This is a genomic window from Roseibium album (assembly GCF_001404515.1).
Classification (GTDB): domain Bacteria; phylum Pseudomonadota; class Alphaproteobacteria; order Rhizobiales; family Stappiaceae; genus Roseibium; species Roseibium album.
The window spans coordinates 861446-881879 of the sequence record NZ_CXWE01000002.1; the positions used below are offsets into that span (position 1 = coordinate 861446).

General features: G+C 56.0%; 20 protein-coding genes. 8 read left to right on the forward strand and 12 right to left on the reverse strand.

Going from position 1 to position 20434, the window contains the following annotated elements; all coding sequences use genetic code 11:
- The first annotated feature begins 28 nt into the window (after positions 1–28).
- Positions 29–2206, forward strand: a complete 2178-nt coding sequence (locus tag LA5095_RS09210) for a diguanylate cyclase (protein ID WP_055114076.1) — start codon at positions 29–31, stop codon at positions 2204–2206.
- 73 nt (positions 2207–2279) lie between these two features.
- Here the strand turns inward: LA5095_RS09210 and LA5095_RS09215 are convergent, their stop codons facing one another.
- From LA5095_RS09215 to LA5095_RS09230, 4 genes are all read right to left on the reverse strand, one after another.
- On the reverse strand, positions 2280–3371 hold the full coding sequence (locus LA5095_RS09215; RefSeq protein WP_051645471.1) for a LacI family DNA-binding transcriptional regulator: 1092 nt from the start codon (positions 3369–3371) through the stop codon (positions 2280–2282).
- Positions 3372–3453: 82 nt separating this feature from the next.
- Positions 3454–3987, reverse strand: coding sequence for an OmpA family protein (locus LA5095_RS09220; RefSeq protein ID WP_208992605.1), 534 nt, complete (start codon positions 3985–3987; stop codon positions 3454–3456).
- 44 nt (positions 3988–4031) lie between these two features.
- Positions 4032–4676 (reverse strand): L,D-transpeptidase, encoded by a 645-nt coding sequence (locus tag LA5095_RS09225; protein WP_055114078.1) that lies wholly within the window; start codon positions 4674–4676, stop codon positions 4032–4034.
- A 161-nt stretch (positions 4677–4837) separates the two neighbouring features.
- Positions 4838–5743 carry a DMT family transporter gene (locus tag LA5095_RS09230; RefSeq protein WP_055114081.1) on the reverse strand — a complete coding sequence of 302 codons (906 nt, stop codon included), beginning with the start codon at positions 5741–5743 and terminating at the stop codon, positions 4838–4840.
- Between the two features lie 127 nt (positions 5744–5870).
- Here LA5095_RS09230 and LA5095_RS09235 point away from each other — a divergent pair, with 127 nt between their 5' ends.
- The gene (locus LA5095_RS09235; RefSeq protein WP_029066635.1) at positions 5871–6326 is read left to right on the forward strand and encodes a methylated-DNA--[protein]-cysteine S-methyltransferase; all 456 of its coding nucleotides are present in this window, start codon (positions 5871–5873) and stop codon (positions 6324–6326) included.
- Positions 6327–6555: 229 nt separating this feature from the next.
- Complete coding sequence (locus LA5095_RS09240) at positions 6556–7533, forward strand: DUF808 domain-containing protein (RefSeq protein ID WP_055114083.1); 978 nt, start codon at positions 6556–6558, stop codon at positions 7531–7533.
- A gap of 71 nt (positions 7534–7604) precedes the next feature.
- On the opposite strand, the gene tmpT is transcribed toward LA5095_RS09240, so the two are convergent.
- On the reverse strand, positions 7605–8252 hold the full coding sequence (gene tmpT, locus LA5095_RS09245; RefSeq protein ID WP_055114364.1) for a thiopurine S-methyltransferase: 648 nt from the start codon (positions 8250–8252) through the stop codon (positions 7605–7607).
- Between the two features lie 63 nt (positions 8253–8315).
- Positions 8316–9077 (reverse strand): sulfite exporter TauE/SafE family protein, encoded by a 762-nt coding sequence (locus LA5095_RS09250; RefSeq protein ID WP_055114085.1) that lies wholly within the window; start codon positions 9075–9077, stop codon positions 8316–8318.
- A 95-nt stretch (positions 9078–9172) separates the two neighbouring features.
- On the opposite strand from LA5095_RS09250, the gene LA5095_RS09255 reads away from it, so the two are divergent.
- On the forward strand, positions 9173–10018 hold the full coding sequence (locus tag LA5095_RS09255; protein ID WP_158510359.1) for a LysR family transcriptional regulator: 846 nt from the start codon (positions 9173–9175) through the stop codon (positions 10016–10018).
- Between the two features lie 125 nt (positions 10019–10143).
- Here LA5095_RS09255 and LA5095_RS09260 read toward each other — a convergent pair whose 3' ends face one another.
- The 5 genes from LA5095_RS09260 to LA5095_RS09280 all read right to left on the reverse strand — a co-directional run bounded on the left by LA5095_RS09260 (position 10144) and on the right by LA5095_RS09280 (position 14554).
- Complete coding sequence (locus tag LA5095_RS09260; protein WP_144435908.1) at positions 10144–10377, reverse strand: hypothetical protein; 234 nt, start codon at positions 10375–10377, stop codon at positions 10144–10146.
- Between the two features lie 259 nt (positions 10378–10636).
- Entirely contained in the window at positions 10637–11176 is a 540-nt protein-coding gene (locus LA5095_RS09265) for a MarR family winged helix-turn-helix transcriptional regulator (protein WP_055114092.1), read from the reverse strand.
- Positions 11177–11371: 195 nt separating this feature from the next.
- Positions 11372–12514 carry an MFS transporter gene (locus LA5095_RS09270; RefSeq protein WP_055114094.1) on the reverse strand — a complete coding sequence of 381 codons (1143 nt, stop codon included), beginning with the start codon at positions 12512–12514 and terminating at the stop codon, positions 11372–11374.
- Positions 12515–12671: 157 nt separating this feature from the next.
- On the reverse strand, positions 12672–13487 hold the full coding sequence (locus LA5095_RS09275; protein WP_208992606.1) for an alpha/beta fold hydrolase: 816 nt from the start codon (positions 13485–13487) through the stop codon (positions 12672–12674).
- Between the two features lie 98 nt (positions 13488–13585).
- Positions 13586–14554 (reverse strand): putative metalloprotease CJM1_0395 family protein, encoded by a 969-nt coding sequence (locus tag LA5095_RS09280; protein ID WP_055114098.1) that lies wholly within the window; start codon positions 14552–14554, stop codon positions 13586–13588.
- 173 nt (positions 14555–14727) lie between these two features.
- Between LA5095_RS09280 and LA5095_RS09285 the strand changes: the two genes are divergently transcribed.
- The 4 genes from LA5095_RS09285 to LA5095_RS09300 all read left to right on the forward strand — a co-directional run bounded on the left by LA5095_RS09285 (position 14728) and on the right by LA5095_RS09300 (position 18788).
- On the forward strand, positions 14728–15525 hold the full coding sequence (locus tag LA5095_RS09285) for a creatininase family protein (protein WP_055114365.1): 798 nt from the start codon (positions 14728–14730) through the stop codon (positions 15523–15525).
- 239 nt (positions 15526–15764) lie between these two features.
- The gene (locus LA5095_RS09290; RefSeq protein ID WP_055114100.1) at positions 15765–16703 is read left to right on the forward strand and encodes a LysR substrate-binding domain-containing protein; all 939 of its coding nucleotides are present in this window, start codon (positions 15765–15767) and stop codon (positions 16701–16703) included.
- Between the two features lie 143 nt (positions 16704–16846).
- On the forward strand, positions 16847–17677 hold the full coding sequence (locus tag LA5095_RS09295) for a bifunctional allantoicase/(S)-ureidoglycine aminohydrolase (protein WP_055114103.1): 831 nt from the start codon (positions 16847–16849) through the stop codon (positions 17675–17677).
- A 127-nt stretch (positions 17678–17804) separates the two neighbouring features.
- Positions 17805–18788, forward strand: coding sequence for a type I glyceraldehyde-3-phosphate dehydrogenase (locus LA5095_RS09300; protein ID WP_055114105.1), 984 nt, complete (start codon positions 17805–17807; stop codon positions 18786–18788).
- 171 nt (positions 18789–18959) lie between these two features.
- Here LA5095_RS09300 and LA5095_RS09305 read toward each other — a convergent pair whose 3' ends face one another.
- The gene (locus tag LA5095_RS09305) at positions 18960–20396 is read right to left on the reverse strand and encodes a uracil-xanthine permease family protein (protein ID WP_055114107.1); all 1437 of its coding nucleotides are present in this window, start codon (positions 20394–20396) and stop codon (positions 18960–18962) included.
- Positions 20397–20434 lie beyond the last annotated feature (38 nt).

The following is a 20434-nucleotide window of genomic DNA, read 5'->3' on the forward strand; positions in this document are numbered from 1 at the left end:
GGGCGGCGAGCTGGCAGGGAGACATTTCGTGGAGAGTATTTGCCTCGATTTGGAAAGATCATTTGGTGATCTGAAGCAAAGCGTACTGGTCACCAACACCGAAAGGACCATCGTCTTCGCAAACAGGGCAATGGCAAGTCTGTTGCGCGTCGAGGCATCAAAGATTGTAGGCAGCACGACAAGGCGCTTTTTCGCCGACAGCGCACAATTCGAGCGCATGGCCGAACTCTATCAACGACCGTCCGACGAGAGTCATCGAAAACAGTGTCTGATTGAAGCCGTGTTCGGCGATGGAAGCAGAACGGAGCTGGAAGTCGTCAGCGCTCCATTGTTCGATACGACCGGGCAATTGTCCGGGCTTCTCTTCATTGCGCACGATGTCAGCGAACGCAAGAAAATGGAGTCCAGGCTGAGCGACGTCGCAATGACCCTCGAAGACGCGCTGGACGCCATCCTCGAGGGCTTTGCGATCTACGATCAGGACGACCGGTTGGTCATCTGCAATGAAAACTACCGCGAGATTTATGCCACCTCGGCACCCGCCATGTTCCCCGGAAACAGTTTTCAGGACATTTTGCGCTACGGCCTGAGCAATGGTCAGTATGACACCGGTGGACAGGATGAAGAGATATGGTTGGCAGAGCGGCTTCAACGCCATCAGAAGGCCGACGGGTCCGTCGTCGAGCAGCAACTGGACGACGGTCGCTGGCTTCGCATTTCCGAGACCCGGACCCGCGCGGGTGGAATTGCCGGCATTCGGGCCGACATCACGGAACTCAAGGAAGCCAAGGCGCTCGCTGAAAAAGCCTATCAGAACCTGTATCTCATGGCGGACAGCATTTCCGCATGTGTCGGGGAAGTTGACCTGGAGGGCAAGTGTCTCTTTCTCAACAAAACCGGATGTAAATGGTTCAATGGCACGAGTGAGGAACTTCTTGGGACAAGACTGCGTGAAAAACTCGCTTGCAAGCAGAGAGACGCTGTCAGCGGCTTGTTCAAGGAAGGGCTGAGTGGCCGAAAATGCTCATTGGAACTTGGAATGCTTTTCCCCGATGGCGTTTTTCGCGAATGCCAGATGGACTGCAATCCCAGGCTGAACGGTTCAGGCCAGGTCGATGGTCTCGTGGTTCTCATTTCCGACATCACGAACCGCAAGAAAACCGAACGAACCCTCGCGGATCTCTATGCAATCACGTCGACGCGCGCGCTCGGCCATGAGGACAAGATTGCCGAGATCCTGCAGCTTGGCTGCGATCACTTTGATCTGCCTTTTGGCATCATCAGCCAGGTCGTCGGAGATCACTATACCGTCACACAGGCGCAAAGTCCGGGCAGCATTGTCGAACCGGCACGGACGTTCAAACTCCGGGACACCTATTGCGCATTGACGCTTGAGGCCAATGAACCGGTTTCAACTGCCCATGCAGCAGAGTCCGAATTCGCAAGTCACTCCTGTTACAAACTGTTTGGTTTCGAAACCTATATTGGGGCACCCCTTTTGGTAGACGGCCTTGTCCATGGAACGATCAGTTTCACCGCCCACGAACTTCGCAAGCGACAGTTTACGCCTTCGGACATTCAGATCATTCGACAGTTTGCGGACTGGATCGGCCACGAAATAGCGCGCCAGCGCGACCACCAGGCATTGATGGACGCAAAAATCCGCATGGAACGGATCGCGAGCATCGACGACCTGACACAGATTTACAACCGACGTGCCTTTCTCGAGCGAGCTCATTTGGAACTTCAGCGCTTCCGCAGAACGGAAAAACCGTTCACTGCGGTCATGATGGACATCGACCGGTTCAAGAATATCAATGACGTTTACGGTCATGCCGCAGGCGACGAAGTTCTGGAGGCCTTTAGCCGCATCATCGGCGACCAGTTGCGAGCAGCTGATTTGTTTGGACGGGTAGGAGGCGAGGAATTCTGCGTCATTCTTGTCGACACAGACATCAGCGATGCCGTCGCGGCCTGTGAAAGGCTGCGAGAGAAAATCGTGTCGGATTGCCGGATGGACCGCATCGCGCAAACGATTACCTGCAGCATGGGTCTGGCTCAGTCCGCAAAGGAAGACGTGGCATTTTCGACCCTCATGCAAAGGGCCGACACGGCGCTCTATGAAGCCAAGGCTTCCGGGCGAAACAGGTGCGTCGCCTATTCTCGAGAACTTGAAATGAAAAAACTGGCAAATATTCCCGTTTAGCCAACATGTTGACAGTTCGGCGAGTTGTTTCACATCGCCTGGACGGAACGCGATCGGGTCTCAGGATCCGAACCTAGTCTGCAAGCCTCGGCGCGAGACGAACGCCCGGGGGCGGTGAACTTTCACGGACGCGCAATTCCGGCTCGATCACGATCGGCTTGTTTGGAACCCTGTCGCCCGCTATCTGGCGCAGCAGGGTCAATGCAGCCAACCGGCCTATCTTGTCCGGCTGGTTGGCGATGGTCGTCAATGCAGGTGTTCTCGCATCGGCCCCGTCAATGTCGTCATAGCCCGTAATGGCCATGTCCGGACCTGGTTCGATGCCGGCACGCCGCAGTGTCGTCATCATTCCGAACGCGACCAGGTCGTTGAAACCGACGATCGCCGTTGGCCGTTCATCTGCTTCCATGATCGCGGGTACAGCCGCACGTCCGTCCGCCTGTGTCATGAGTTCAGGCAGATCGAGCTGCGACCGGTAGTCGATTCCCGCCTCCTCAAGAGCGTTTCGCCAGCCCTCGTTCCTGTGTCGACCGGTCGAACTTTCCCGGCGCCCGCCGGCCATTGCAATCTTCGTGTGGCCCTGAGCCAGAAGGTGTTTGGTCGCCAGATAGGTGCCGGCAACATCGTCGCCCCGCACGCACGGTGCCCAGACACCGGGCACTTCGCGCGCGACCAGCGTTACAGGGATACCCTGATCAACGAGCCGGTTGATCTCTTCCGCGGTCGTGCCGACTGAAGGACACAGGATCAGTCCGTCGGCTCTGTGCTGCAAAAGCGTGTTGACGAATCCGCGCTGCCTCTTCACGTCATCGCGGTGATTGCAGATGAAAATCATCTGTCCCTGTTCTTCCAGAACGTCTTCAAGCGCTGAAAAGACTTCGGCAAAATATGGATTGAGGATGTCGTGAACAGCAACACCGACGATCTGACTGCGCGAGGTACGCAGCGAGGCGGCGGAGCGGTTGTAGATATAGCCGATCTCCTGCGCCGTCTGCTTGACCTTCTCGCGTGTCTCCTCCGCGACCAGGGGGCTGTCGCGCAACGCGAGCGAAACCGTGGCCGTCGAAATCCCGAGCTGGTCGGCGATATGACCGAGCGTGAGGCGCTTGCCCGGCTTGGGTGGCAAATCTGATGAAGGTGACGTGGAGTCTTTGTCTTCTGACATTCAGTGGTCTCAATTCCCGCGGCAGCGACAGGAACGACCGTTATAGCCCCCGGCTGCCGCGGTAAACAGACAAAATTGCCGACTACCGACCTTGTGGAGCGGATTCGTCGTATTCTGTTCTCAGATTGACAACCACGCGGCGGTTCTGAGACTGGCATTCGATCGAGGCGCAATCCGTGACCGGGCGTTCGACTCCATAGCCTTTGGACCACACCCGCTTTGGGCTGACCCCAAGGCTGACGAGTTCGGCCATCACTGCATCGGCCCTCTTCGCGGAAAGCGTTTTCTGTGCCGCTTCACTGCCCGGGTCATCTGCGTGGCCCTGGACCTTAACCAGCCACTTCTTGTTGCGTTTGAGCCAGTCTGCCTGGCTCTTGATTGTCATCTTGGCTTCTTCGGTCACGACCGCGGAACCCCTGTCGAAGTAAACCCGTCGTCCGACATTGATGATGAATTCTTCTTCGGAGCCGTTCGAAATCTGGCCGAACCCGGCTGCCGGTGCGTTTGTTACATCCGGCGACGACAGGCCGCCGGCGGAATTACAGGCAGCCAGCCCGAATCCGCACAAGACGACGATCAATGCACTCTGGCCCCATCGGCCAATCCAATTACCCAAGAATGCCCCCCAAGAATTTTTGTTTTTCTCCGAAAGTGCCGGCGTCAGCCGGCACTTGCCCCAAGATGCTCAAGAACAAGAACCGCTGTTCCTTTCGGGCACCGTTGGTACAGGTCGATGACATCTTCCGGCAGCATGCGGACGCACCCGCTGGAGACGTCATGCCCGATGCTCCAGGGTTCCAGCGTCCCGTGCAGACGGTAGCCGAGATCCCTGCCGTCCCGGTAGAGATACAGAGCCCTTGGACCGAGCGGATTGTTGGCGGCGCCGCCGTCGACCTTGCGCGGCAATTCGGGTTGACGCTTCAACATCTCGGGCGGTGGAACCCACCGCGGCCACAGTGCCTTGCGGTCGATCCGGGCACGTCCGTACCATTTGAAGCCTTCCCGGCCGACACCCACGCCATATCTCAGCGCCGTGTTGTTTTCCCAGATCCAGTAAAGAAAGTGGTTCTTGGTATCGACCACGACAGTCCCCGGAGGTTCCGGGCTGAAATACTTGACCATCTGGCGGCGCCAGACGGGATCGATGCGGTTCAGGTTTGTACGCCGGTACTGATATCCATTGTCCTGCTGGTAGCCGTTGAAATAGGCATTCGCAGCAGCATTGGCTTTCGCTGCATGTGGCAGTGCAAGAGTCCCCGCAAAAGCTGCGGCTCCTCCTAATAATGTTCGGCGATCAATTTCCATCCCATTCCTCCTAAACAGGTCGGTGACCATATGTCACCCGGGGTCCACGCCAGCCGACATTAAGACGGAATCTCGAGCGACCCGTCAACCGCCAAGAAACGATTGTCTTGGCAAGAAACCTGATCTTCGAGACATTTCTGCCGGAAATGAAGACGTCTTGCTCAGATTTTCCGCATACGTTCCCGGTAGAGAATGTAGAGACCCGACCCGACAACAATAGCCGCACCAATGATGGTCGTGACCGTCGGCACATCGCCGAATACCAGAAATCCGAGCGCAATCATCCAGACGATCTGTGTGTAGATGAACGGCGCGAGCACCGGGGCCGGTGCGATCCTGTGTGCCATGATGAACAGATAATGCCCGCCGCCGCCGAACACACCTGTCGCAAACAGCAGGACCCAGCTCCAGAGGTCCGGCGGCGTCACCCAGACGGTCAGACCTGCGGGCGCCATGGCAATGGCCGCGACAATTCCCGAAATGATCAGCATGCCTGCCGAACTGTCAGTGCCTGTCAACTGTCTGGTGAGTATCGCGTAAATCGCGTAAAAAACCATCGACGCGACCGAATAGACTGCGGCCCAATGCATGTTGCCCAGACCCGGTTGAGTGACGACAAGAATACCCAGGAAACCGATGACAATCGCGATCCAGCGCCTTGGCCCCGCCCATTCTCCCAGCATCGGGCCGGCAAGCGCGGTGATGACGAAAGGCGCGGCAAACATGATCGCCGTCGTTTCCGCCAGTTGCAGGTAGCGAACCGCGAGAAAATTGAAGATTGTTATGCCCAGCAGGCAGAAGGCCCGCACAATATGCAGCATGGGCCTTTTGGTCTTGAACAGCGCCGGATTTTTCCAGACACGAAACAGGAGAAACGACAGGATGACGTGACTGACGAATCGCAGCCAGACAATCTGCAGCGTTGGCACGGATTCGATGAGATACTTTGCTGTCGCATCGAGGAATGAAAAACTCAGACAAGCAAGTACGATGAGGCCGATACCGGCAAGGGGGGCAGCCTCAGTGAGCGAACCACCAGCTTGCGCATCCTGGCTGTCTTGCACCATCAAATTGGCCTTTTACCTGTCATCCGTCGACGAAAACGCCGGGTGTTCGGACGTCTTCGACGAAAAAGTCCGGTTGAGATCGGTTCCGCAACCTACTAGACACATCGTGAGCAAAGCGGGAGCCGGCATGCCTGTTACAGAAATCGATACATGGCTGGGACGCTTGTCCATTCATGAAACGGATGGCGCGATCACTCAACTACTATGGAACGGTTCCGGTCGCAAAGAAGAAACGCCCGTCCTCAAGGAAGCAGCCGCGCAGCTGCAAGCCTATATGAACGGCAAGCTCGAGAAGTTTGACCTGCCCCTGTCGCCGAAAGGCGGTGACCTTCATCAGGCGGTCTTTCGTGCAATGCTGGCGATCCCCTTTGGTGAGACACGGACTTACGGTGATGTCGCCAGGGAACTGGACACATATGGCCAGCCCGTCGGTCAGGCCTGTGGTGCCAATCCGATCCCGATCATCATTCCCTGCCACCGTATTCTTTCGGCCAATGGCCTGGGCGGCTTTTCCGGTTCTGGCGGTACGGAAACCAAGATCGCACTCCTGAAACATGAGGGCGGGTATCCTTTTCTGGTTTGAAGCAAACCAATTGCATCCGCCCATGCTTCTGGCAAAACAAACAGCATTTGATCTTGAGGGCTGCCTGTGGATGACATACGGAACCGTATTGAGCAGGCAACCCTTGACTGAAACACTGGCGGCACTGCTTTGCTTAGGTGATTGAACAGGAACGACCCTGGTACATTTGAGCTGTCGTGAAGACACCCTATGTTCCCGACCCGCGAACACGAGATTTTCAGGAGCGGCCATGAGCGGACTACTTGCCCTACTAGATGACGTTGCAGCCATTGCAAAAGTTGCAGCTGCATCTGTTGATGACGTCATAGGTCAGGCCGCCAAGGCTGGGTCCAAGGCCGCAGGTGCGGTCATTGACGATGCTGCGGTCACGCCGAAATACGTGACCGGCTTCAAACCGGCCCGCGAACTCCCGATTGTCATGCGAATTGCAACCGGATCGCTCAAGAACAAACTGATCTTCCTGTTGCCGGTCGGTCTGGCTCTCAACGAGTTTGCGCCCTGGACGATCACTCCCTTGCTTATGCTCGGCGGGGCTTACCTGTGTTTCGAAGGCGCGGAAAAGATCCACCATCTCTTCGCACACAAGGAAAGCCACGCCGATTTGCCTCTGGAAGAGGCTGTTGATGCAGTCCACCTGGAGGAACAGAAAGTCTCAGGGGCCATCAAGACCGATTTTATCCTGTCTGCGGAAATCATGACGATTGCGCTTTCTGAAATCCCCGAAAGCAACATCTGGATGGAAGCAGCGACACTTGCCGTCGTCGCAATCGGCATCACCGTTATGGTCTATGGTTCGGTCGCGCTTATCGTCAAGGCCGATGATGTCGGACTGATGATGTCCAACAAGGGGCGATTGTCGATTGTACGCGCCCTCGGAAGAGGCATCGTCAAGGCAATGCCGGGTTTCTTGAAGATTCTGATGGCTGTCGGCACTGCCGCCATGCTCTGGGTCGGTGGATCCATTGTCATTCATGGTCTGAAGGAACTCGGCGTCAAATGGTTGTACGGAACCATTCATGATGTGGCTCACGGTGTTGCCCATGGCATCGGGCAGCTGGAAGGCTTTGTCGCCTGGGCCATGACCGCAACATTGGACGGCATTTTCGGATTGATCCTCGGGCTGATCCTGATCCCCATTGTCACCAAGCTGATCCTGCCGGTCTGGAACTCATTCCGGAAAGACACAGGAGAGGTCGGCGGACAATGATTGTCGGCGGAGCCCTCCGGGCAAGGGCTCTGTTTTCTTCCAGAACATTGGAGTTTTAGGCATATTTCCGGTCAAGACTGGCCGATGGGTCGCAAAATCCAGGATTCCTCCCTGCCCGAACACCGCTCGGCGAGTGGCCCGTAAATGTCCACACTCGCAAGATTTTCAATTTCATAAATGTCTTTGTACAGGCTGCGAACATGCTCTTCCGGCAGTGAAAATGGCGGCCCTTCCATCTTGCCCTGATCATAGTCATAGCTGACCAGCAACTGCGGCACGGATGGGCAGAGCGATTGAAGATGCCGAACGTATTTGGTCCTCATCTGCGCAGGCAGCGCGACCAGGGCCGCGCGATCGTAAACAGCATCGACTGAGCCGAGATCCAGGGCACTCAACTCAAAAAAATCGCCGACCCATATGACAATTCCCTTGCCTGAAAATCGTGTCAGACCGCGAAACCGGGCGACATCCGGCGTCAACGCCAGACGTTCGAAAACCTCGCCGACGGCATCTTGATTCAACTCGATCCCACTGACCCCGTACCCTTGTGAAAGCAGCCAGTCCAGGTCTGCGGTCTTTCCGCAAAAGGGTACGAACACACGCGACCCGGACGATAAAGACAAAGCCATGAAATGTCGGACGAGATGCCTGTTTGGTACACTTTCGTGGAAGGCAATCTTTCCTTCCTGCCAGCGGGTTTGCCAAAATCTCTTGTCCATGACGTCTTGACCTTTCTGCTGGTTTTTTCCCGGCGGCACGAGTTTGATGCCGATTTATATGTGTTACGGAATGAATGTGCGCCAGAAGTAGATGACAGACAAAATGGTGCCGAAACCTATGACAATCGTTCGCAGCACCCTCTGATTGACCAGCCTTGCCCATCGGCCTCCCAGGTACCCCCCGAAGACGCTCCCGCTCATCATGGAAAACGCGGCCGGCCAGTCGATCAGTCCTCCGACACCGAAAAGCACTATGCTGATGATCGTGAAATTCGTGGCAAGCAGGTTCTTGATGCTGTTGGCTTCGTGAAAGTCGGAATGACCGATGACCTGAGCAATTGCCAACAGAATGATCCCCAGTCCTGCACCGAAATATCCGCCGTAGATGGATGCCAGAAACAGCACGGTGAAGACCAGCGAAGACGTGTGTGACGGTCCTGCAAAATGCAGGAATGCACTGCGCATCTGATCTCCAAATGCAAAAAGCAGTGTTGCGGCTGCCAGGAGAAATGGCACGAGAACCAGAAATGTCTCTGGATTTGAGACCAGGAGAAGTACCGATCCCGTCGCCGCTCCAGCCCCGGAAATCAGACTCAGCTTGATCAACGCCGGGCCCGCTTTCCTGAGTTCTTCCCTGTAGGCGGCTAGGGCTGCTGCATTGGAGGGAAGCAAGCCCAAGAAGTTCGTCGCATTGGCCACGACAGGCGGCAATCCAGCCGCCATGAGTGCGGGAAAAGTGAACAGGGTTGCGCCACCTGCGATCGCATTCCAGACACCGCCGATAAAACCCACCGACAAAAGCAGCATGATGGCCGGGAAATCCATGTCTCAACCTCCAGAGATTGACGGCGAGACTAGATTGGCTATCTTCATAAAAAAAATGAATAAAGTTTATAGAGTTGATGAAAAAAAGCGAACGGATGAAACTGTCCAGCGATCTGTTGCGTGCCTTTGTGGCTATAGCCGAACATGGGCATCTCACTCTTGCCGCTGAAAGTTTGAACAGGACTCAGTCGGCCCTGAGCGTACAATTGCGCAAGCTGGAAGCCACGCTCGACGCAAGCCTTTTCGAACGTCACGCGAAGGGTATGAGACTTACGCCTGATGGAGAGAAGCTGTTACCGCTAGCGCAAAGGATCATGGGCGATCTCTATCACGCTCAATCGCTCTTCGAACAACCGCTGCGCGGAAAAATAAGGGTCGGCATTCCCGACCACTACGACGGCACGGTTTTCGAGAAAGTACTGATCAAATTCGGAAAGGACTACCCGCATCTGGATATCTTCGTGAAATCAGGCTGCTCCTCTGGATTTCCGGCGGCCATAGCCGACGGCAGACTGGACATCGCGGTTGTTGCCAGTTCGGAGCCGGGACAGGGAAAACTGCTGGAGACAGAGTTGTCCCATTGGGCCGAAAGCGAAACGTTCGAGTGTGATCCGGACACGCCTGTCCCTCTCGCCGTGCTCGACCGGGGATGCTGGTGGAGCAAATTGCCTGTCAACCTGTTGTCGCAGGAACAAAGGGCTTTCAACGTGACTTTCAAGAGCGAGAGTTTTTCAAACCTGCGCTGCGCGATACGAGCCGGTCTGGCGATCGGAATATTGCCTGCACGCGCAATCCAGTCGGGAATGCGTGTCTCGCCGGCAAGAAGAAACTTGCCGGCGCTGCCTGCGATGTCACGGTCCCTGCTGGTTGGACCGGCATCACCTCCGGAAATCACAATTGCAATTGCGGCGGCATTGAAAAACGGCCTTGCCTCCGGTTAGTGCACAGATCTTGGTACCAAACACATGTGTGCCGGTATGCCCGGGCAAGACCTGTTGCCATTCATTGATGAATGATGTGACAGTTTTCGGCAGTGGTGTCCGGTCGGGCGCTTGTTGCCCGATCCCTAAAACAGCACCAATCCAAACAATGTAATGACCGCTGCCATTGTGACCCAGATCAGGAACGCGCCGAAATACTCCCGGCGGGAGCCTAAACCGGAGTGAGCGGCCTTCAGTTTGACAGGTCCAAAACCGTAAGTACCGGCAGCACCTTTCGATGCAGACCGAAAACGCCGGCGCAATTCTGCAGCCTTTCTGGCGCCCCGCTCCTCATTGATCGTCTGAGAGGTTATTGACATTCCGATCTCCTTCCAGAACACCTCTGCTTACGAACAAAAATGGGTTCAGGATCAGGTAATTACAAATGAGCTTTTTGTAATCTTCTCAGTAAGAACGACCGGTCGTACCGACGTCATCACGACGACCCGGGTATCGCAAACCCGAACAATCGCGATTTTCAGATACGGTCGCAAGACACCTCAGAAGAAGTGGAAATTCAGAAAACCGCGCCAGAAACTCCATGGCAATTGAGCGAGTGCGCGGGGTCTTCGCAAACCGTTAGGCCGCGGAACGTTCCTTGCCTTTTCCGGAAGCGCTTTTCTTTTCGGCAACCTCAGGCTCTTCGTTATCCGGCTCAAGATCACTTTCATGTTCTGGATCGTCATCAACCGACAAGGACAGGTTCTTCTCCACCTGTCGAAGCAGTTTGCGCAATTTCTTTCGGTCCTTGTCATCAAGCCCCGACATGGCTTCCCGTTCAAGCCGCTTCCAGGCCTTGTCGACGAAGACCACCAGCTCGCGTCCTTCATCGGTCAGAAAAACCCTTGCCAGACGGCCATCCGTGTCGGAAACTTTTCTGAGCACATAACCCTGGCTTGAAAGACGTGTGACCATTTTTGTAACGGTTGGCGGCTGAACTCCGAGCGCCAATGCCAGCTGGCTCATTGTTCGGCCATCTGAATCAGCCAGCACCTTCAGCACCAGTTCCTGTCCGGGATGCAATCCAATCCGCATGAGATGCGACCCCGACCGGGCCCGCTGCGCCTTTGCTGCCTGAACAAGCCGAAAAGTTATGCTCTTTTTGTAATTGAAAGCCATTGCCCGCTACCTGTTCCAAGTTCAGCCCGAATCGTCATGTCTGTCGCGGTGCAAAGGTAGCCTGAGTATTTAACCGTCAAATGACACATGTCGCTTTGGTGCGGTTTTTTTTCCGTTTAACGGCGTTTTGACATTGTTCGCCAGCTAAACCAGACCCCGGTTCGGGAAATGATCAGACATGTTCGCACGAAAACATCAGGACTTTACTTTCAAAGATCCGGCCAGCAGTGGAATTGCGAGCGTCAGAAAGGCAACGGTTCCAAAAGACATTCTGAGAGAAAAAAGATCTCCGATGAACCCGAGCAACGGCGGACCGAAAAGGAAGGCGCCATAGCCGAGCGTTGCGACCGCAGCAAGGGCCTGGCCCGTCGACATATGCGGATCGCTTGCAGCGCGCGACATGGCCAGTGGAAAGAGAACCGCATAGCCGAGACCCATGACAAAGCTGCCTGCCCAAACGGTCCAGATGTTCAAACCGGAAACCAGAAGCAAGCAGCCCAGGCTGGCGACCAGTCCGCTGGCGCGCGCGACGGCGACCGGGCCATAGAGAGCAATGACCCGGTCCCCGGCAAGCCTCATGATCACCATGGCGACCGAAAAGACTGTGAATGCAGTCGGCGCGATCGCTTCGGAGTAACCGAGGTCGTAGATCTGATAGAGCGCAGCCCAGTCGGTCATGGCACCTTCTCCAAGGGCTGCCACAAGTGCAATCAGCCCGGCCAGAAACAAAGCCCCTTTGGGAATGGCAAAAAGCGGAGATTTCCCTTCATTGCGCACGCCCGTTCCGGTGTGAGACCAAGGCTGCCTCAGCGTCCAGACGAGAATTGGAATTGCCAGCGCACTCCACAGACAAAAGTGCTGGGTGACGCTCAGGCCCAGTTTGATCGCGACGCCGCCGGCCGCCGCCGCCACACCCGCCCCGAGACTGAAAAGTCCGTGAAAGGACGACATGATGGGGCGTTCGAGCCTTTTTTCAACTTCAGCGCCCCATCCGTTCATCGAAACATCCAGCGCTCCGAATGCAAATCCTCCCATAAACAAGGTGACTGTCAAAATCGGTGTGGAAGGGGCAAGACCGATGAGCGCAAAGGCGACAACCGTCGCGATTGCAGTCATTTTCGTGACGGAAGCGGAGCCTTTGCGATCCATCAGGGCGCCTGCGAGAGGAAATGCCAGCAGGGCTCCAACCGCCATCACCAGGAGCAATATACCGAAACCACCTTCGCTCAGGCCGGTTGCAGTCTTGATGTCCGGTATGCGGGAAGCCCACAAACCGATGAACGTCCCACACATGAAGAAGACGGCCGAAACAACCCGGCGCGCTGCGATAGCTGGCATGAACTGACCTGAGGCCTGAGACCGTGAAGATCTGCAAAATGAGGATACGACGGCGGCTGTATCTTGTTCAACGTCACGATTCAACGCCGCAGTTCTGCGTTGTATCAGGTTATGTTTTTTTGAACAGCCAGGGACCCGTGCAATATCGAGTTAAAGATCATCCTCTACCAGGTCTATTCAGGAACCCGTTTAGAACGAAATTGAACCGATCTGGATTTTCCAGAAACATGAAATGGCTTCCGCCTTCAGTTTCGGCAAAGATCTCCAGCTCAGCCCCTTTGATCTGGTTTGCAATCCATATTTGTGAATCCAGTGGATGAGGACTTGCTTCAGCTGCAACGACAAGAACTTCTTTGTCTATTTCTCCGACTACACTTCGCCAATCCTGAAGACAGTTATCCGCGAGCAGAACAGCAGCATGGCTGCGTGGGAATTTGAGATTTTCCTTGGCGACGGCAAACAACTTTTCTTCTGGAAATGAGTTTGTAAACATCGGTCGCAGGATTTCGGCGTGTGCAGCGACCGTATCGGCATTTCTTATGGAATTGGTGAAGTTTGCCAGGATCTCGAGAGAGGCGATTATTGCGCCGGCCTCCCGCTGAACCTGTTCGTTCCAATCCGGCCTTGCAAGAAGAGCGGCAGGCTCATCGATGAAGATGACTTTCTGGGGAGGCCTTTCTTTGCCGAACATTGACAGATAAGCCCAAATAACGGAAGCGCCTAGAGAATGGCAAAGGACGTCGAAATCCGTCAGTGACAACGCGTCCAGAAACTCGACGAGATCCTTTGCAAAGCGGCAAATTCTGTAACCTGTTTCGGGTTTCTCCGACTCTCCATGTCCACGCCAGTCAAGAGCAATAACATGTCGAGTCTCGCAAAGTTTTTCAAATTGACCAGAAAACCCGGTGGCCGATTGCGACCACCCGTGAAGCATGAGAAGTGGTCTGCCGGTACCGCCTTCAAGATAGCTCAATACGGGTCCATCGAGTATCCGGATCGACTTTCGCTGCATGTTCATCTTGATGATCTGATTGGGTGTTGCGACTTGTTTCTATCAATCTAAAGATTGCATTACGCTACTATGGAAGCAAGCAGCGCCTCGGCTTCACTCGCCTTTGGAATGGCGGACTGATAAGCCGACGCAGCCTCGGCGTTTCGGGCTGCAAAGTCGGATTTCTTGTCATCGGACTTGTCGGAATTCGCATTGCCGGCACCACCGGAATCCGCAGATCCGCTGTCAGACGCCTCGGATGCACTGCTTGCCGCTTCCGTTTCGCCCTTGTCGTCGCCCTCCAGTTCCTCCGCCTTCTGCTGGCGCGACTCCGCCTGGGCCTCGGACAATTGAGAGCGGGCCAACTGGGCAACCTTCAGATCCTGTGACGAGGGTTCTGCCGGAGCCAGTGCAGCCCGAATGACGATCTGCATCTTGCGGATGGTTTCCTGCGGCGTTTTTTCCTTGCTCGTGTCGATCTGAACCTCGCCGCCGATCGCGTAGCGCTTCCCATCCGGTCCTTGCTGGAAGGTATAGCTGGGCGCGCCCGCATAAGCCCCTCCGACACGTGCGTGTGCCTGCTCGTGCGCCCGAACCTCACGGTCACGCTTTTCCAGTTCCTGGACCTGTTTTTCCTCTGCCTCGTTCAGGCCGTCGCCATCAGGATCTTCTTTTTCCCCGGTTCCGCCCTGGGCCTGCGACCCGCCGTTCGCGACCTGTGCCGCGGCACTACCATTTGACCCGGCAACCGGGGCCTGACCTTGCTCCCCGCTGTCTTCCGCTTCGCCACCAGTTGCTCCGGAACTCGTGTTTCCCTGGTTCCTGGTTTCCGTTTCCTGAGCATCTTGGAGCGCCAACACCGCTTGGGATGTCAGAACAGGGCCATTGTTTCTCCTGGCGGATTGCACGGATGCACTTGCCAGGCTGTTGCGCGCAGTTTCCCGATCCCGGCCAGAAGCGTTTGCCTCTGCCCCGGTTTCAGGTTCACCCGCGACACCACTACTCCTCAAAAGGTTCGCCGGCGTATTGGACAACAGGGCGCCGATCATGCATCCGATTGTCGCCGGTAGAAGTCAGCAAATTCTAAACAGGGGTTAAGTCAGATCGATCATTTGTTTGTGATCAGTTAACCGAACACCAGCGGAAACCTGCTGCCACTTGCCTGTCTGGACAGGCTGTGCCAAGCAGACGCGGGGATCAGGACCACGACAGGACAGAAACAATGCTGCCCAGACACTTTTGGCACGAAATGACCACGGAGGACTTCAGGGACCCGTCCCGGGGCAATTGGATTGCCGTGCTTCCGGTCGCCGCCATCGAGCAGCATGGTCCCCATTTGCCGATTGTCACGGATACCGCCATTGCCGACGGTCAGGTCCAGCGCGTGCTTGAACTGCTTCCGGACGATCTGCCCGCCACCTTTCTGCCAACACAACAGGTCGGCAAATCCGACGAACACATCTCTTCTCCGGGAACCCTGACATTGTCGTGGGATACGGTGACACGTTGCTGGATCGAAATTGGCGAATGCGTCGCCCGGGCTGGCATCAGGAAGATGGTCCTTGTCAACGCACACGGCGGCAACGTCCCGATTCTTGATATCGTTGCGCGTGAACTGCGGGTGAAGCACGACATGTTCGTGACCGCCACCAATTGGCTGCGCTTTGGCCAGCCGGAAGGTCTCTTTTCCAAGGAAGAGTTATCCTTCGGCATCCATGGCGGTGACATCGAAACCTCATTGATGCTGCATCTTCGGCCTGACCTCGTGCAAATGGATCGCGCACAGGACTTCAAGTCGCAACAGCAAGACTACCAGAAGGAATTCAAGCATCTGCGTGGCCATGGCAAGGCGCAATACGGTTGGAAGGCACAGGATCTCAATCCGCTAGGCGCTCTCGGCAATGCTGAAATCGCCACCGCTGAAAAGGGCCGTCTGTCGCTCGACCACGCGGCAAAGGGATTCATCGATCTGCTCAGGGACGTTGAGACATTTGACCTCGATCGGCTCTGGAGACCTTGAACTCAAAATGCGGCAGTGCCTTTCGGGATCACCTTGTTTCCGGCTGAATTCATCTTAAACCACATAAGCAATTGTAAGTTGCGACAGCCGGAATACATGGGTCAACTCGCAGTAGTGGAAAAATAGTCCCCGGCTAAATCCGTGAAATTGCACAGGTTTTTTTTGCGGCAGTTGACCTTGCTTCCCTTAGGCGACACATTGTTCGAAGATATTTACCAGGGGGCAGTTCTCGAGTTTCAATGAACCTGTCAATTCGGCAATTGGCGACCTTTCGTGAGGTCATGCGGAGCGGTTCCATTTCGGAAGCAGCCCGCACGCTTGGCCGGACACAGCCTGCCGTCAGTTCGACAATCGCCGGTCTTGAAACGGAGCTTGAACTCAAGCTGTTCATGCGCGAGCAAGGGCGTCTCGTTCCGACCCCCGAAGCGGAGTTCTTTCTCGAAGAAGCCGAAGCGATTCTGCAGCGGCTCGAAATCTCCAAACGCACTCTGCGCGGTCTTGCCAACCGCGAACACGGACAGCTTCGCATTGCAGGGATTCCGGAGGCGATTGCCGATTTCCTTCCAAACAGCCTTTCCAAATTCGTTGCCGACAAACCGAGCGTGAAGATTGCACTGGCAAGCCGGACATCCCAGGAAATTGAAGAGCTTATTGCTGCTCAGCAATTTGACATAGGTTTCACGGAAACACCCCGTGCGCGAAATTCCTTCGACCAGATCGACTTCGATCTGGAATGCATGTGCGCTGTCCCGGCAACGGATCCACTCGCCGCAAGGGAAGTCATCACACCGGAACATCTCGATGGCCACCCGCTTGCACTCATGCATTCCGAACATCGCAGTCACAAGCAGATCCTGGCGCGTTTCCGGGATGCGGGTGTGCGCTTCAACCAGCGATTTGAACTGCAGACCGCCTTGCCCGGATTGAGATTTGTCGAGTCGGGCCTGTGCGCCCTTATCTGCGACATGCTCACGGCCTACAAGGCGCAGGAGGACGGACGGCTCGGCATGGGACCGCCAATGATTGTTTTTCGTCCGTTCCGTCCACGAATCCAGAACGGCCTTTCCATTCTGACGCCGACCCACCGGCCGATTTCGATCGTCGCCAAGGATTTCTGTGATTTTCTCAGCGCGGAAATGGCAACCGTTCAATCTGCCATGATCAAGAAAACCGGCTGACGGACCGGTTTTTGTCAGGAAAAATGCACCGCGCTCATTTTCTTGATTTTCAATAAAGATTTCTTCTCACAAGCAATCTGGTCGTCGACGCTTCAGATCGTCATAGTCTTTCAAGCCCTGTAAACTGTCGAGAAAGCAAAGCTGTGTCTGAAACCTATTTCGCTCCGAAAGGCGGTCATCCTGGCCAGGAAACGCTTCTGACCGATCGAGCCGTGTTCACCGACGCATACGCTGTCATCCCCCGCGGAACGATGCGCGATATCGTGACCAGCTTCCTTCCGTTCTGGTCCGGCACGCGGCTGTGGGTCCTGTCCCGGCCTTTGTCCGGCTTTGCGGAAACCTTCTCGCAATACATCATGGAGGTGGCACCGGAGGGAGGGTCGGATCGTCCGGAAACGGACCCCACGGCTGAAGCTGTGTTGTTTGTCGTTGAGGGCGAAGCGACACTGACAGCAAATGGCACAGAACACGCGCTGAGAGCCGGAAGTTACGTTTATCTGCCACCGGAAACCGATTGGCGTTTCAGGAATGACAGTCCGGAACACGTTCGATTTCACTGGATCCGCAAGGCATATGAACCGGTCAAGGGGCTCGACCGGCCAAGTTTCTTCGTGACACATGAAAGCGATGTCACCCCGAGTGCAATGCCCGGCACGGACGGCAAATGGGCAACCTCCCGATTTGTGGACCCGGCCGATCTGCGGCACGACATGCATGTCACCATCGTCACGTTTCAACCCGGTGCCGTAATCCCGTTTGCCGAAACGCACGTCATGGAGCACGGTCTTTATGTCCTCCAGGGCAAGGCCGTTTACCGGCTCAATCAGGATTGGGTCGAAGTCGAGGCGGGTGACTACATGTGGCTGCGCGCCTTCTGTCCGCAGGCATGCTATGCGGGAGGCCCCGGGCCATTCCGCTATCTTCTCTACAAGGACGTCAACCGCCACATGCCGCTGCGGCCGGCTGGCCGCTGAAGAAATTCCGATTGTCCCTAGGGACAATATAAATGAGATCAATACTTTAAAGAGTGATACGCATTCTCCGGGTGCCTGTATTCCAGGGCGCCATGATCGTCGAATTCTAAAGACACGGATCATCGGAATGCGGATTGTCATCAACGGGTTCGGCCGGATAGGCCGGACCGTATTGCGGCAGATCTTGGCCCTCCCCGAAAAGGAGGAAATCGCGATTGTGCGGATCAACGATATCGCGCCGCTCGAGACCTGCACCTATCTTTTCAAATATGACAGTGTTTTCGGCCCCTATCCCGGACACGTCGAGGCTGGTGCCCGGAGCCTGACGATCGACGGCCAGGAAATCCTGTTCTCGGGTGAACCGGATCTCTCCGTTCTGGACTTGTCCGACGTCGACGTCGTGCTGGAATGCACCGGCAAGGCGAACACGGAGGAGATCGCGGGGCGCGGACTTTTGGCGGGAGCACGAAATGTCCTGATCTCCGGCCCGTCTCCCGCCGCCGACCGCACACTTGTGCTCGGCGCCAACGAGGAGGAACTTGGCAGTCATCGCCTCATCTCCAACGGTTCATGCACCACCAATGCACTTGCCCCTCTCTTGCGAGGGCTGGACGACGCAATCGGAATTCAGTCAGGGCACATGACAACGATCCACTGTTATACCGGCAGCCAGCCCATGGTCGACGCACCGCGCGGTCCTCTGGAACGCAGCCGTGCCGGCGGGGTCTCCATGGTGCCCACCACGACCAGCGCAACCAAACTTGTCGGAAAAGTCCTGCCGCAGATCGAAGGCAGAATCACAGGTGCTGCTGTCCGGGTTCCCACGATCAGCGTATCGGCGGTTGATCTGACCGTGACCTGGAAGCGTCCTGTTGCGGGATCGGTCAATGATCTGCTTCAGGATATTTTCTCAAGCAGTTCGGTCATCGGCTTTACCGGCGACCATGTCGTGTCGACCGATATGCGCGCGAGACCGGAATCGCTCGTGATCGCCCTCCCGGAGACCCTTACCACGGGCGACCGTCAGGCCCGCATTTTCGGCTGGTACGACAACGAATGGGGTTTCTCGAGACGCATGATCGACATGGCCCGGCTGATGGCGGCGAGATAGCGGACCTCGATCTGTTCATGCAACTCGTTGACCGATGATCGTGTTTCCATGAAGCGCCGAACTCTCTGACAAAAGTTGGAATGGTTTTCATAGCGCGCATTGTCGAAACGGGTAGACAAAAAAGAAGGGCCGCGTCAGCGGCCCTTCCGTGTTTCCCTTATGTGCGACTGGTCAGGTTTTTTCACTTTTCGGCAGGGAGCCCTGACCGTGACCCGTCATGCCACCTGAGACCTCTTCGGTCGATTCATCTGAAAGCTCTTCCGGAAGGATGAGGTTCAGGACAATCGCCAGAAGCGCCGCCGGCAGCAGTCCGCTGGTCAGTAGAATGCGCGCGGTGTCGGGAACATGCTGCAACGCGCCGGGTTCCAGCTGAAGCCCGAGACCGATCGACAGCGAGATCGCAAAAATGACCATGTTGCGTCGGTTCCAGTTGACGTCCGACAGCATCGAGACGCCAGCGGCAACGACCATGCCGAACATGACGATGACCCCTCCGCCGAGCACCTCGATCGGCACTGTGCGAATGACGCTGCCCACTTTCGGAATCAATCCGCAGACGATGAGAAAGATCGCACCGAACGTGACGACATGCCTGCTCATGACGCCGGTCATTGCGATAAGCCCGACATTCTGACTGAACGAGGTGTTCGGCAAGCCGCCGAAAAAACCGGCAATCGCTGAGCCGACACCGTCCGCATAGGTCGCACCAGAAATTTCCTTGTCGGTTGCCTCACGACCCGCACCACCTTTTGTGACACCGGAAACGTCGCCCACGGTTTCCACCGCAGACACGAATGCCATCAGACAGAAACCGATGACTGCGGCCAGCGAAAACTCAAAACCGTATTTGAACGGCTGAGGCAACGCAAAGGCGGCAGCTTTCGACCATGATCCGGCTATCACATCAAAGGTGAGCATTCCCGTCAGCAGCGCGAAAATGTAGCCCGCGATCAATCCTAGAAGAACCGCTGCAACGGACAGCATGCCCCTTGCGAAGAACTTCAATCCCAGCGTGACGACGATGACGACCAGAGCCGCGGCCCAGTTCAGCAGCGAACCGTATTCCGGTTTGCCGATCGCAGGCACACCGCCGGCCGCGTACTGGATACCGACCTTTACAAGCGCGAGGCCGATCATGGTGACCACGAGCCCCGTAACGAGCGGCGGCAGGGCAAATCGGATGCGTCCGATGAAAAGACCCAGGACAGCGTGGAAGATACCGCCGATGATCACGCCACCGAAAAGGGCGGCAAGTCCCTCGACACCCTTGCCCGCGACGATCGGGATCATGATCGGCAGAAAGGCAAACGACGTTCCCTGAACGATCGGAAGACCGGACCCTACCGGGCCGAGTGTCATTGTCTGCAGCAATGTCGCGATACCGGCGAACACCATCGACATTTGTATGAGGTACAGCAACTCGGGAAAGTCCGGCGAGTTGGAGCCGAAGCCAAACCCGGCTGCACCGGCAACAATGATGGCAGGTGTAACGTTTGACACAAACATTGCCAGCACATGCTGGATTCCAAGTGGAATTGCCTTCGCCAATGGCGGAGTATAGTTGGGATCTCGCAGTTGCTCTGCCGTCCCGATTGTCGAGCTGTCCATAACTTCTCCTCTGAAGGTCAAAAGGATGTTTCCACCTC